General features: G+C 69.8%; 16 protein-coding genes. 2 read left to right on the top strand and 14 right to left on the bottom strand.

Annotation, left to right across the window (positions count from 1 at the left end; genetic code table 11):
• Window positions 1-13: 13 nt before the first annotated feature.
• The 14 genes from ACZ4U4_RS30730 to ACZ4U4_RS30665 form a co-directional block, all read right to left on the bottom strand.
• Window positions 14-292, bottom strand: coding sequence for a hypothetical protein (locus ACZ4U4_RS30730; protein WP_467881202.1), 279 nt, complete (start codon window positions 290-292; stop codon window positions 14-16).
• Complete coding sequence (locus ACZ4U4_RS30725) at window positions 289-777, bottom strand: hypothetical protein (protein ID WP_467881199.1); 489 nt, start codon at window positions 775-777, stop codon at window positions 289-291. The genes ACZ4U4_RS30730 and ACZ4U4_RS30725 overlap by 4 nt, the downstream gene beginning before the upstream one ends.
• A gap of 51 nt (window positions 778-828) precedes the next feature.
• Window positions 829-1,071 (bottom strand): hypothetical protein, encoded by a 243-nt coding sequence (locus tag ACZ4U4_RS30720; RefSeq protein WP_467881196.1) that lies wholly within the window; start codon window positions 1,069-1,071, stop codon window positions 829-831.
• 130 nt (window positions 1,072-1,201) lie between these two features.
• The gene (locus ACZ4U4_RS30715) at window positions 1,202-1,594 is read right to left on the bottom strand and encodes a hypothetical protein (RefSeq protein WP_467881193.1); all 393 of its coding nucleotides are present in this window, start codon (window positions 1,592-1,594) and stop codon (window positions 1,202-1,204) included.
• A gap of 64 nt (window positions 1,595-1,658) precedes the next feature.
• Complete coding sequence (locus ACZ4U4_RS30710) at window positions 1,659-2,039, bottom strand: hypothetical protein (RefSeq protein ID WP_467881191.1); 381 nt, start codon at window positions 2,037-2,039, stop codon at window positions 1,659-1,661.
• Between the two features lie 55 nt (window positions 2,040-2,094).
• A complete protein-coding gene (locus ACZ4U4_RS30705; protein WP_467881189.1) occupies window positions 2,095-2,388 on the bottom strand; it encodes a hypothetical protein in 294 nt (97 codons plus the stop codon).
• 122 nt (window positions 2,389-2,510) lie between these two features.
• Window positions 2,511-2,741 (bottom strand): hypothetical protein, encoded by a 231-nt coding sequence (locus tag ACZ4U4_RS30700; protein ID WP_467881187.1) that lies wholly within the window; start codon window positions 2,739-2,741, stop codon window positions 2,511-2,513.
• Between the two features lie 96 nt (window positions 2,742-2,837).
• Window positions 2,838-3,773: a DUF4097 family beta strand repeat-containing protein gene (locus tag ACZ4U4_RS30695; RefSeq protein WP_467881185.1), complete on the bottom strand. Its 936-nt coding sequence runs from the start codon at window positions 3,771-3,773 to the stop codon at window positions 2,838-2,840.
• A 168-nt stretch (window positions 3,774-3,941) separates the two neighbouring features.
• Window positions 3,942-4,607, bottom strand: a complete 666-nt coding sequence (locus tag ACZ4U4_RS30690) for a hypothetical protein (RefSeq protein WP_467881182.1) — start codon at window positions 4,605-4,607, stop codon at window positions 3,942-3,944.
• Window positions 4,608-4,853: 246 nt separating this feature from the next.
• Window positions 4,854-7,130, bottom strand: a complete 2,277-nt coding sequence (locus tag ACZ4U4_RS30685; protein ID WP_467881179.1) for an FtsK/SpoIIIE domain-containing protein — start codon at window positions 7,128-7,130, stop codon at window positions 4,854-4,856.
• Window positions 7,131-7,203: 73 nt separating this feature from the next.
• Window positions 7,204-7,578 (bottom strand): RRQRL motif-containing zinc-binding protein, encoded by a 375-nt coding sequence (locus ACZ4U4_RS30680; protein ID WP_467881176.1) that lies wholly within the window; start codon window positions 7,576-7,578, stop codon window positions 7,204-7,206.
• A gap of 1 nt (window position 7,579) precedes the next feature.
• Window positions 7,580-8,914, bottom strand: a complete 1,335-nt coding sequence (locus ACZ4U4_RS30675) for a DUF2637 domain-containing protein (protein WP_467881173.1) — start codon at window positions 8,912-8,914, stop codon at window positions 7,580-7,582.
• Window positions 8,911-9,156, bottom strand: coding sequence for a hypothetical protein (locus ACZ4U4_RS30670; RefSeq protein ID WP_467881171.1), 246 nt, complete (start codon window positions 9,154-9,156; stop codon window positions 8,911-8,913). The genes ACZ4U4_RS30675 and ACZ4U4_RS30670 overlap by 4 nt, the downstream gene beginning before the upstream one ends.
• On the bottom strand, window positions 9,153-9,590 hold the full coding sequence (locus ACZ4U4_RS30665) for a helix-turn-helix domain-containing protein (protein ID WP_467881169.1): 438 nt from the start codon (window positions 9,588-9,590) through the stop codon (window positions 9,153-9,155). Before ACZ4U4_RS30665 ends, ACZ4U4_RS30670 begins: the two co-directional genes overlap by 4 nt.
• Window positions 9,591-9,938: 348 nt before the next feature.
• Here ACZ4U4_RS30665 and ACZ4U4_RS30660 point away from each other — a divergent pair, with 348 nt between their 5' ends.
• Window positions 9,939-10,715 carry a GntR family transcriptional regulator gene (locus tag ACZ4U4_RS30660; RefSeq protein WP_467881166.1) on the top strand — a complete coding sequence of 259 codons (777 nt, stop codon included), beginning with the start codon at window positions 9,939-9,941 and terminating at the stop codon, window positions 10,713-10,715.
• Window positions 10,716-10,729: 14 nt separating this feature from the next.
• Window positions 10,730-11,278: a UTRA domain-containing protein gene (locus ACZ4U4_RS30655; RefSeq protein ID WP_467881164.1), complete on the top strand. Its 549-nt coding sequence runs from the start codon at window positions 10,730-10,732 to the stop codon at window positions 11,276-11,278.
• The last annotated feature ends 53 nt before the right edge of the window (window positions 11,279-11,331 follow it).

The following is an 11,331-nucleotide window of genomic DNA, read 5'->3' as shown; positions in this document are numbered from 1 at the left end:
CCGCCGCCGGCCCTCAGTAGTCGATCCAGATGACCGGGACAGCGTCGGGGTGGCTGGCGTCGTCGAGCGCCAGGACGTCCGGACCGTCGAAGACCGCCCAGCCCATGGTGAGGTCCTGCTCGACGATGAGGTGCATTCCGTGGGTGAGGGGTTCGCCGTGGACGGCGCGGTGGTGCGCGTTGACCGCCGCGAGCGCCCGTCGCACGTCCTGCGTGCGCGCTGCCAGCTGGTATTCGCTGAATTCGTGGACCTGGACTCCGTAGCGCTCGGTGCGCATCTGCGTGATCATCATTCGCCCTTGATCTCTGTCTTGGCGCTGCTGAGGATGCGGCCGGTGGTGTGGCTCACGACGTCGGTCTGCTTGATGACCGTGCCCTCGTAGATGTGAGTGTGGGTGGAGGACGTCTCCTTGAGCCGGGACGCCGCCGCCCCGACGCCGAGCGCGATGGCCGCCAGCCCGGCGAACGGCGCCGCGATGGCGAGGACGCCCCAGATGGTGATGGAGGACAGGCCCTGGACGATCAGCCAGCCCGCGCAGCCGACGCCGGTGGCGCCGGCGCCGATGCCGACCGATGCGACCGCGACGCCGGTGGCCCACTGCGGCACGGCCCGGCGGTCGGGCTGTGCGACGGGGGCGGCGTCACCGTAGGCGGGCACCGGGCTGGTGTCGCGGTATGCGACCGGCGTCGCGGCCGGGGAGGCCCAGTCCTGGAGGATGCGCTGCGCCTCGGCGGCGGCCTCGGGCTCGGTGAGGGGGCGGCGGTCGATCTCGGTCACGGCGGTGGCCCTTCGGTGCGGGGCCCCGGACCCGAAGGTCCGGGGCAGGTCTCACTTCTGGAGGTACTTCTTGGTGCGCTTGGCGATGTGGTCGCGGGAGAACTGGGTGGCCTCAGAGGCGTCGAGCTGGAGGGCCCTACCGGCGTCCAGCTCGGCGGCGATGGCCTTCCACATGACCTCGTCGGCGTCGGCCTTGGCCTTCTCGGCGGCGGCGTGAGCGCAGTCGCGCTCCGCCTTGATCTCGGCGATGCGGGCCTTGGCGGCGGCGCGGGTCTCGGCGTCGGGGCGAGGCATTCGGGGGCTCCGTTCGGTGTCGGGGTTGGGAGATGATGATGAGCATCCCCCCGCTGCCCTTGCGGAGCGGGACCGGGGCCCGGGGCGGCCGGCGGACCTTGGCCGGGATGGCGGCCGCCCCGGGGCGGAGCTACGGGCGGAGGGGGAGCTGAACGACGGGAAGGGTGGCCTCAGCGCTGTCGGCGACCGCCTGCACCGCGTTGGTCATCGACTCGGTGGCGGTACGCAGGTGAGCGGCCAGGGCCTCGTGTCCCTGGCGGCTGGCCCGGGAGCTGAGAGCCGCCAGGGCGGTCCAGGTGCCGTAGAGGTCGGCGTGCAGCTCGACCAGGCCAGCCTGGTAGTCGAGAGGTGTCTCCAGTCGGGCGACGCCGCGGGTGCGGCGGGGCGCCTTGAGAGACTGGTCGTAAGCTCGCTCCGCGAGCACGTACTCCAGGTCGTCGCGGTCGACGAGAAAGCGGGACCTGGGCTGGCCGGTAAGGCGTTGCAGTCCGGTCACCAGGGCGGTCATCAGGCGGTTGCGCATTTTACGCGGGCTCCTTCGCTGGCTTATCTGCTGGCTTTTTCGCTGTCGGATTGAGCAGGGAGAGCTAGTGCCCTGAGATGCGGTGCGCCCTGGAGGTGGTGGTCGCCACGGCGGCTCGGGAGACGTCCGCGGCCGTGGTGTGCGCGGCGTCGATGGCCTCGGTCAGGCGGGCGGCGAGGTCGTCGTGGCCGAGCCGGGCGGCCTGGTCAGCCAGGGCGGTGAGGTAGGAGGAGATGTCCTCCAGCTCGTCATGGAGCCCGACCAGGCCGGGCTGGAAGGCGAGCGGGTCGGTGAGCCGGGCAGCGCGCTTGGCGTGGATGCCGGCCCGCTTGACCGCGCCGTCGATGGTGTCCTGCGTGATGGCGTTGCGGACCTCGTCGGCAGATTCGTAGGCCCAGCTCTTCCCGAAGAGACGCATCACGACGTTGGTCAGGATGTCCCGCATTCCCTCTCCCTTTCTTTTCGCTGACTTTCTCGCTGTCTTTTCCGCTGTCGGATGGTCAGACCATGAGCCGGTACTCGTCGACCATGTCGGTGGCGTCCTTGAGACAGCGGACCGCCCGCTTCAGGAGGACCTCGCGCTCGGCGCCCTCGGAGTCCATGGCGTCGCTGAGGTACTGCGCGGCGATCTCCAGCTCCTCCGCGCCGGGGATCCCCGCGTAGTAGCCGAGGTTGCGGGCGGCCTTGTCGAGCTGGCCGATGAAGTCCGCGAGCGTCGTCGCGGGCTCCGCTTCGGCGGCGAAGGCAATGTCGTCGGTGTACCGGGCGAAGGCGGCGAAGTCGATGGTGGCCATAGCGGGTTCCTCTCGGTCGGCCAGCGTTTTCGCTGGCGGGTTGCTGGCGGTTTTGCGTGCCCCGGGCCGGAGTCGATCCAGCGCCGTCGCGGCTCCCCGCTGTGCGGGTCCGGAGCTTTTGATCACGCGGTGTGCGTGAGCACGTGGGCGATGCGCGCCTCGGGGAGGGAGAGCGTGTACCCGTCGGAGAGTTCGATGTCGATCCAGTCCCCGGTCTCGTCGTAGGACTGGACGATGACGCTGACGCTGGCGCCGGTCCGCGTCCTGACGGTGCCGTGCGGGGCGGCCTCGCCCTTGCGGTAGACCGTTCCGTCGACGGTGACGATCTCGAAGCTGGTGTCCTGGGTGGTCATAGACCTTCTCCTTCGCTGGCGTTCTTGCGGATCGGGAGCGGGGCCCGGGGCGGCCGGCGGATTCCTGGCCGGGATGGCGGCCGCCCCGGGGCGAGGTCAGCGGCGGCGGCGCGGCGCGGCGCCGCGGTCGGAGCGGGGGGTGCGGATGCTGCCGCTCATGGTCCGGGGCTCGATGGTGAGGTTGTCCGCGAGGGCGGCCTCGGTGGCGGTGACGGTGATGTCGCCGGACATGGTGCGGGCCGTGATGTCGCCGCCGGTGGTGGCGTGGACGCGGACATCGCCGGACATGGTGCCCAGGTTGGCGGTGCCTCCGAAGTCGGCGATGGCGATGTCGCCGGACATGGTGTTGGCCTCGACGTAGTCCGTCCGGCCCAGGCGGACGTCGCCGGACTGGGAGCGGGCGCTGATTCGGGCAGCCCGGTCGATGCGGACGTCGCCGGACTGGGTGTCGGCGGTGACCCGGGAGACGTGACCGGTCGTCACGGTGCCGGACTGGGTGTTGGCCTCGACGTTGAGGATCGCGCCCTGGGCGGTGATGTCGGCCGACTGGGTGCGCCCGGTGACGGAGCTGCCCTCCGGGACGATCGCCAGGACGTCGATCGGGGCGCTCCCCTTGACCAGGGTGGTGCGGCCGCCGCTGACGCGGACGCCGTTGACGATCATGTCGCCGCCGACGTGGTTGCCGCTGATCACCATGTTGCCGCCGACGATGACGGCCCCGGTGACGGAGCCGGAGACCGTGCCGAAGTTCTGGAAGACGTGGGTGCCGCCACCGTTGCGGGTGATGACCGTGGTGCCGCCGTCGGTGCCGGTGCCCTCGATCTCGGCCCGCAGGGTGTTGCCGGTCTGGGTGAGGACGGCGTCGGTGACCGTGTCGGCGGCGAGGCCGTCGTCGTCGGTGGTGGACAGGGTGAGGACTGCGCGGGTGCAGGTCGCCTCGGCCTTGACGGTGACGGTGCCGAAGGCGAGGTGACGGACGTCGATGGTGACGGGGCCGGTGGTGGTGGAGGTCAGCTCACGCGTGGTGGTCACAGGAAAATCCCCTTCTCGCTGTCTTTCTCGCCCGCTTTCTCGCTGGCGATAAATCAATAATGCAGACCCCAGGTCGGCATGTCTAGCGCTCCGCAGACTCTTGGTCTGCATTTCTTGCGTTATTGCAGGTCAGACGCGAAAAAAACTTCTGGGTCGGGCCGTGAGGCTCTACCGCTTCCGCTGGCAGACGCCACAGGGGATGCGCATCTCGCGGGTCTTGCCGGTGGGGGAGTGGACCTTCGTGCGCAGGGTGACCATGCCTCCCCGGCAGCCCTTGACCGTGCAGCGCGAGCGGGGCTTGCGGGCCGACGCACCGGCGCCGCCGGTCTGCAGGGCCCAGGCCGCCCCCAGGGCCCGGGCCGACACCTGTCCCTTCGCCTCCCGGGCGGCCCCGCGGGCGGTGTCCCGCGCGTTCTTCTTCACCGCCTTCACCCGGGCCTTGCCCGCCTTCTTCTTCGCCTGCCACCAGGCGGTGGTCTCCCGGGTGACCTCGTCCTTCACCGTGTTGATGACCACGACCGCGTCGTCGAGGACGAATTCCGGGACCAGCTCGCCGACCATCACAATGCCGCGCCACTCGGCGGTGAACGTGTCCCGGTCCTCGGCCTTCGCCCTCCCCGTCCGCGCCGCAAGGACCGCGTCGACCAAGCCGTTGGTGATGACCCGGTGGTCCTCGCCCTTGCCGCAGGACAAGCAGGTGAGGAACGCCGGCCACACCTCGCGCGGGCCCCGCTTGTAGATCTGGAGTGCGGTGCTCTCGCAGTGCGGGCACAGCACCGGCTGGTCGTCGACGTAGGCCACTCCGGTGAGCTTGAGGTCCGGCTCGGTGCCCATCAGGTCCTCCATCATCAGATTCGGATTTGTGGGGGTTTGTTCCGCTTCCCGACCTGGAAGAGACCTGGACGGCGGCCGTGTTGATGCAGGTCAGAGGGGGTGAGCGTCCTGGACGGGACCCGGGTGGACCTGGACGCGGCCCGTCCAGGTCCACCCGGTCTCCGTCCGGGTCGGCGGCCTCCCTGTCCGGGGGCATACCGGCACAAAGCGGCATGTCGTCCGGGTCGGATCCAGGTCGTCAGGTCGTCAGGTCGTCAGGCCGTACTTCGACTGGACCGTCCGCAGCACCGCCGTGAGCGGGAACCCGTTGAGCGCGGACGTGCTGTCGGCCCAGGCCCGCTTCCGCTTCTCGTCGGCCTCGCGCACCACCAGGCGGCCCAGCTTCTCCGGGGTGATCTCCAGCCCGGCCGCCGCCAGCGCGTCGACCAGGACGCTGCCCGGCAGCCAGTCCACATCGGCCTCGGCGTCCTCCTCCTTCGCCGCCTGGTCGTAGGCGGTGAAGACGTCGACCAGGACGGCGAGCACGTCGGCGTCGGCCTCGCCCTTGTCCCGGAGCTGGTCGGCGAGGGTCGTCGGTCCGTCGGGCAGAGTGCCGGCGGCCTCGCGCAGGGCGTACGCGCGCTTGCAGAGCAGCTCGACCTCTTCGTCCTTGTAGTAGTCGGCCCTGGTCAGGACCGGGTTCGAGCCCTCCGCCCACAGCAGACCCGCGCCGCGCATCTCCGGCTCGATGGTCTTCGCCGAGTACCCAGCCGCCGCCGCGCCCTTGCCGAGGATCGTGTCCGACGCCTCGGGGGTGGTGCAGCGCAGCGCCCACCGGATAGACAGCAGGTCCCGGAGGCTGGTGTCGACCACGTCCGACCCGGGCTTCTGAGTGGCGCAGAAGGTCACGATCCCGGCCGCACGGCCCCGGGAGACCAGGTTGCGCAGGAGCTTGGTGATTTTCTTTCCGAACTCGTCGTCCGTTGTGTAGAACATCAGCTCGTCGACCCACAAAAGCTTCTGGCGCAGCTGCGGGTGCTTGTCCGCCAGTTCCTCGGTTACCTTGCGCTTGCCCAATTTCTTGAGCAGGGCATATCGCGCCTTCATGTCGGCGACAGCGGCCTTGAGCATTTCGTAGAACGCCTCCGGGTCGGCGTCTCCTTCGAACCATTCGCACAGGTCCTCGAATGGCTCCAGGTCACCGCCGCCCTTTCCGTCGGCGAGCCACAGAATGACCCGCGGGTCCAGCGCTGCGGCCAGCAGGATGACGTTTCCGGAGGCGGACTTACCCGCGCCCGGCTCGCCTCCCACCAGGCCGGAACGCTCGACGACAGAGATGGAGATGGGCAGGCCCCGCACGTCCGGCCCGATGGCGATGCGTCCCCAGAAATTGGTGGCCGCTTCCAGGGCAAGCAGTGGCCCGGGTGCAGCGCTCTCGGTGAAGGGCAGGTCCTTGGAAACGTAGATTTCCAGGCGCCCGGCCCGGGCCCCCTTCCCCTTCGCCTTGGTCATATTGACCTGGGCGTCTTCGACTCCGAGGGCGGAGGCAATTTCGGAGAGGGCGCGCATTGCCTTCTTCGCCGCAATTCCCGGGGGCAGGTCAACAACTGCGGACCAGGCTCCGCGGGCATCCAGCATCGGCATCTTGACCAGGCGCAGCGACTCCTCTGCGCCGATCACCTTGGCCTTGCGGAATACCTCATCCAGCATGCCGCCGGTCATGGGGTCGCCGTCGCCGAAGGACCGCCAGTCCGAGGACCAGTCGGTCTCCTGCTCCGCGATGTTCCGTCCCGCGAAGGCGCCGCCCGCGAATGCGGCAGCCGCCCCGGCGCCCGCACCGAGCCACCCGGCCTGGAGGTAGCCGCCGCCCAGGGCCGCCATCGGCGGTCCGTATGCGGCGCCCAGCCTCAGTGCGCGTGCCGCCCTCCGGTCAGCGCGAGCCTTCTTGTGCGCCGCCACCGCCTGGAGCGCGACCGTCTGCGTCCGGTCCGCCTCTCTCAGCGCGACCTGCTTCTTCGTCACCAGCGCGCTCGGCGTGAACCGCGCGGCCCGGGATGCCGCGCGGGCCTCCTTCGTCGCGATGTGTGCCTGGTGGGCGAGCGCCTGCATCTGCACGCCCTCGAATCCCACCACCCAGTCGTGGATCCGCCGAGTGCCGCGCCGGAACTGGGCGAGGTGGCCCCGCTCCGTGCGCTGCCGACGAACCCAACGGCGGTAGCCGCGGACCCGGGCCCGCCAGGCCATCCCGGAGTAGGCGGCCCAGCCTTCTGCCGTCTTCATCCAGGCCGGGATCAGCGGGCGGTCGTCCCATGCGTCGAGGTCGTCCTCCGCGACCTCGTCGGCCGCCTTGCCCAGCGTGACCTTGCCTTCGAGGACCCGTCGGGCCGAGTCCGGCACGCTCGGGCGGGGAGCCTCATCCGTCGTGCCACCCAAAGCGGGGGAGGCGGGCGGCGGTGTCGCGTCGTCGGCCGGCCGAGGGAAGAGGTGGGTGACGGTGGCCAGGTCCGGACGGTCGGTGCGCGAGCCGATCGGCATCTCAGTCATGCTGTGCACTCCTTCGGGAGAGCGGGGCCCGGTCGCTGTGAGAGGGGATCCGGGCCCCGCGAATTGCGGGGGATCAAGCGGCGGCCGGGGCGGCCGCGCAGGTGTTGCAGTAGCCGATCGACGTCGGCACGTAGTACGGGCACTCGGTCTCGCAGCTCGGGCAGGTCCGGCGGGCCCGGAGCGCCGCCGCGAGGGAGGCGATCTGACGCTCCGACCGCGGCCGCGGCGGCGTCGCCTCGGCCACCCGGTACAGCCGGGCGAACCTCGGCGCCGACGACCTCCGGCTGAACCAGAGGATCTGTCCGGCCGCCTCCCCCCGGGGCCGCAGCCCCTGCGCCACCAACTGGGCGCGGGTGGCCAAACCCTCGGGAGCCAGACCCCAGGGGTAGGTCGGCACGTCGTGCCGTTCCCCGAGCGGGTCCCACAGATCAGCCCTGCGGCGCGTCATCTCAGGCCCCCGCCCCCGCCACCGCCGGCGTCTCCTCGACCACCCGCAGCTTGCGCTCCTTGATGACCATGTCCCGCAGGCGCCGGGCGTCGTCCCGGCGGATGCCGACCCGCTTCGACAGAGCGGCCGCAGAGATCTGGTTGCCCTCCGCCACGAGGTCAGCGGCGGCCTTCAGCCCCTCCGGCAGGAGGGCCTTCAGCTCCTCGTCGGACCGGCCCCGGCGGGTGTTCCCGCCATCGTTCCCGCCCGCGTTCCCAGCAGCCTTCTCGCCGTCCTTCTCGCGGGCTTTTTCGCCAGCCCCTCCAGACCCGTACATCCCAATTCCCGCAAGGGCTGTAGCGCCCTCGGAGGGGGTCTGCAGAGCGGGCACCGGAAGGGTCGGACCGAGCACCGGGGCACCCTCCGCCAGGCCCCCTCGGAACGGGCTGTAGAAGGACGCGAGCATCCCCGCGCGGACCAGCTCCGGGCGGACCTGCTCGCCCAGTTCGACCGCCGCGCCGAGCTGTACCCGGGAGTCGGCCGCCTGGGCGTAGATCTCCGCCGACAGACCCGGCTCGGCGCCCCGTGCGATACGCCACGCGGCGCGGAACGCCTCCTCCTCCGAGATCTCCTCGAAGGCCAGCGCGGAGCGGAGCTTGTCGGCCGCCTCGGCGATGTCCTCATGGTCCTTGCGCCGGGCCTTCGCGTGCTTCCGGCGCGCCTTCTCCCGGCTGCGCTCCTCGCGGGTCTGGCCCTGCGAGCCGTGCGTCTTCATGTCCCACAGGTAGATCGCGATGAGGGAGGAGCAGGCGAAGACGATCGCGACCCACTGGTCGTTCGGCAAGGTCTTGGCCCAGTGCCAGTAGTTCACCCCGGCCGCCAGCGCCGCGGTGCACCAGGTCGCGATCCGGTACTTGCCCGCCGGCCGCCCGGCGTCCTCGGCCTGCTTGCCCATGAACGTCAGCGCCCAGGCGGTACCCTCCAGCATCGCCGAGAGCAGGGCGGCCAGGAGCACGTTCACCTTGGCGTCGGACAGAGCGCCGACCTGGGAGATGATGGCCGGGACGATCGAGCAGACCATGACGAACCCGACAAACACGGTGACCGGGTTCTGGTTCAACCAGCCAGTCAGCTTGCCGACCTTCGCCCGGCGGGCCTCGGCGGCGCGCTCCCTCTTCTGCTCGCGGGTCCGCTTGTCGGCGGCCTTCTGGCGGCGCTTGGCCTCCGCGTCCTTCCGGGCCTGCTCAGCCTGCTGCTTCTTCTCCTCCAGCCCGGCCTCGGCCTGCTGCTTCTCGCTCTGGAGCCTGGCCTCCAGCTCCAGGCGGCGGTCCTCGCGGCGCTCTTCACGGAAATTCACTTGATGCCTCCAGCGGGGGTCGCCGCGATGCCGGACAGGACCGTGGCCATCTCGGTGCGAAGTCGGGGGGAGACGGGAGAGAGCCCGGCGTGGCGGGCGTAGGCGTCGCCGCCGATCGCCGTCGCGCGGGCGGCCGCCTCGGTGATCAGGCTGACCAGGGCCACCACTCCGGCGATCACGCCGAGGGTCATCTCCAGCACGGTCAGCACGAACAAGATCAGGTGGGCGAGGAACCGCCTCATGCCGCGGCCCTCCGCCCCGCGCGGGGCGCGCGGTTGGAACGGGACCACTGGGCGACCTGGCGGTTGTGCACCGCCCGGCACGCCGCGCAGGTCGCCGTCCGCTCCTTCAGATGCTGGCGGTAGCCCTGCGGGGTACCGCACGCCTTCGGCACCGGCGGCGGCGTCATCGGCCAGCCGCGCTTCCGCCACGCGAAGATCGTGCACTTCGACATCCCGAGGCGGATCGCGGCATCGGGGTCGCTGACCCCGTGCTCAAACAAGAGCCGCGCGGCCACCACCCGCTCATCGCGCGTCAGCGACGCCGGGTCGATGTCCCCGTTGACCGCCCGCTCGACGGCGATCAGGTCGATGTCCCCGTCCGTCGGCTCCGCCATCGGCACCGCGATGTACGGGATGTGCACCTCACGTACGGTCCGGCACATAGACTCATTCATGGGTCGTGCTCCTCTCGATGGAACGGCCCCGTGGCCCCGATTGCCGCCCACCGGCGTTCGGGGCCACACCTCTTTCTAGGCATGGCTGTGACCCGGCGGCATAAGGCGTGACCGGGCCTTTCATCGCCCCCCGCTGAACTAGTTCTAGGGTGCGACGTGACGATTAAGGCACGCTCCGGAGCCACTGTCAATAGAACTAGTTCAGGAGGTCACGCCACCCGAAAATTGAACTAGTTCTATGACTTGCGTCGACACGGAAGCAAGGTATGGTCAACCCAGCTCCTCGCGCAGAACTAGTTCTGTCAGACTGAGGTAGCGGACAACGTTCGGCGCAATGAGGGAGCAGACATGGAGGAGCACAAGCTCTCGAAGGTTCAGCGGCTCGCCGCTGACTTTCGAGACAAGATCCAGAAGGGTTCGTATCCGCCCGGGGCACCCCTGCCGCGGATCCGCGACCTCCAAGCTTCTGAGGGCATCGCCTTCCAGACGGCCCGCGATGTCTACAAAGCCCTGGAAGATGAGGGGTTGGTCGTTTCCCGGCGGGGCGGCGGCACATTCGTCGCACCGATCCTCGGGCGGATCCGTCGAGACGGCACCGCCCGGTACATCAAGCCCGCTCGTGAGGCCGACGGCGCCCGCGGCGCATTCGCCAGCGAAATTGCCCGGCTTGGCATGACTCCTCACTCCGAAACGGAGATCAGTCGCAGCAGGCCGCCCTCTCGTGTGGCAAAGATCCTGGGCATACACCACTCGTCGAAGGTCCTGGTTCGCGCACGCACCATGCGTGCGAACGACGCGGTCGTGCAGGTCGCCACCAGTTACTTCCCTGGAGACGTCGCCTTCGGCACCCAGCTCGAAGAACTGGACACCGGCGAGGGCGGAAGCAAGTCACGACTGGCTGAAGCAGGCCACGCTCAGATCCGGATCCGAGAAGAAATCGACGTCAGGTCGCCCACGACGGAAGAGGCGGAGGCCCTGCGCATCCCCTCCTCCCGTCTCGTCTACGAGATCACCCACATCGGACTCACCGCTGAGAGCCGAGCTGTCGAGGTCTGCATCCACATCCTCCCCACCACCTTGTGGTCGCTCAGTTACGAGTGGCCCATTGACCAGCCCGCAACCTGAGAGAGGACCCCACCTTGAGCACCAAGCGCACCATCGTCCGTGACGCGACGGAGCGATACCTGAAGGAGCGTCGGGAGTCCGGCGAGAGCCGCGGCGCCTTCGACGCCGAGATCAAGCGGCTCGGCGGCACCCCCCGCATTCAGACCGAGGTCCGCCGGGGCACCGCCCCCTCCTCTGTCGCTGCGCTCCTCGGCATCTCCGAGGCCGACACCACCCTCATTCGGGCCCGTCACATGTATGACGGTGACCAGCTCGTGCAGCTCGCCGACTCATACATCCCCTTGGATGTCGCCGAGGCCGCCGGCATCGAGACCCCCGACTCCGGCCGGGGCGGGATCATCAGCCGCATGGCAGCAGCCGGATACCAGCAGACCGAGGTCATCGAGGAGGTCGAGCAGTACCAGGCAAGCCAGGTAGAAAGCCAGGCGTTCGGCGTCGATGCCGGCAGCCTCCTCATGCAGATCACCCACGTCGGCTACATCGCGGACGGTCGCGCGGTCGAGGTGACCGTCCACCGGCCGGGTCCGGGATGGGTGCTGCGCTTCAGCACGACGCTCAGCTGACAAAGGTGGGGCCCGGAACTTCGGGCCCCACCGTCAGTTCACCATCAGTACGG

This window comes from Streptomyces sp. NPDC029159 (genome assembly GCF_055564055.1).
The sequence above is the reverse complement of the archived record's forward strand: the minus strand, read 5'-3'. Positions and strand labels throughout refer to the sequence as shown.

Excerpts from the sequence above, each read along its gene's own strand:
- ACZ4U4_RS30685 (WP_467881179.1), bottom strand. The coding sequence starts at position 7,130 with ATGACTGAGATGCCGATCGGCTCGCGCACCGACCGTCCGGACCTGGCC.
- ACZ4U4_RS30665 (WP_467881169.1), bottom strand. The coding sequence starts at position 9,590 with ATGAATGAGTCTATGTGCCGGACCGTACGTGAGGTGCACATCCCGTAC.
- ACZ4U4_RS30670 (WP_467881171.1), bottom strand. The coding sequence starts at position 9,156 with ATGAGGCGGTTCCTCGCCCACCTGATCTTGTTCGTGCTGACCGTGCTG.
- ACZ4U4_RS30715 (WP_467881193.1), bottom strand. The coding sequence starts at position 1,594 with ATGCGCAACCGCCTGATGACCGCCCTGGTGACCGGACTGCAACGCCTT.
- ACZ4U4_RS30705 (WP_467881189.1), bottom strand. The coding sequence starts at position 2,388 with ATGGCCACCATCGACTTCGCCGCCTTCGCCCGGTACACCGACGACATT.
- ACZ4U4_RS30700 (WP_467881187.1), bottom strand. The coding sequence starts at position 2,741 with ATGACCACCCAGGACACCAGCTTCGAGATCGTCACCGTCGACGGAACG.
- ACZ4U4_RS30660 (WP_467881166.1), top strand. The coding sequence starts at position 9,939 with ATGGAGGAGCACAAGCTCTCGAAGGTTCAGCGGCTCGCCGCTGACTTT.
- ACZ4U4_RS30680 (WP_467881176.1), bottom strand. The coding sequence starts at position 7,578 with ATGACGCGCCGCAGGGCTGATCTGTGGGACCCGCTCGGGGAACGGCAC.
- ACZ4U4_RS30730 (WP_467881202.1), bottom strand. The coding sequence starts at position 292 with ATGATGATCACGCAGATGCGCACCGAGCGCTACGGAGTCCAGGTCCAC.
- ACZ4U4_RS30690 (WP_467881182.1), bottom strand. The coding sequence starts at position 4,607 with ATGGGCACCGAGCCGGACCTCAAGCTCACCGGAGTGGCCTACGTCGAC.
- ACZ4U4_RS30710 (WP_467881191.1), bottom strand. The coding sequence starts at position 2,039 with ATGCGGGACATCCTGACCAACGTCGTGATGCGTCTCTTCGGGAAGAGC.
- ACZ4U4_RS30720 (WP_467881196.1), bottom strand. The coding sequence starts at position 1,071 with ATGCCTCGCCCCGACGCCGAGACCCGCGCCGCCGCCAAGGCCCGCATC.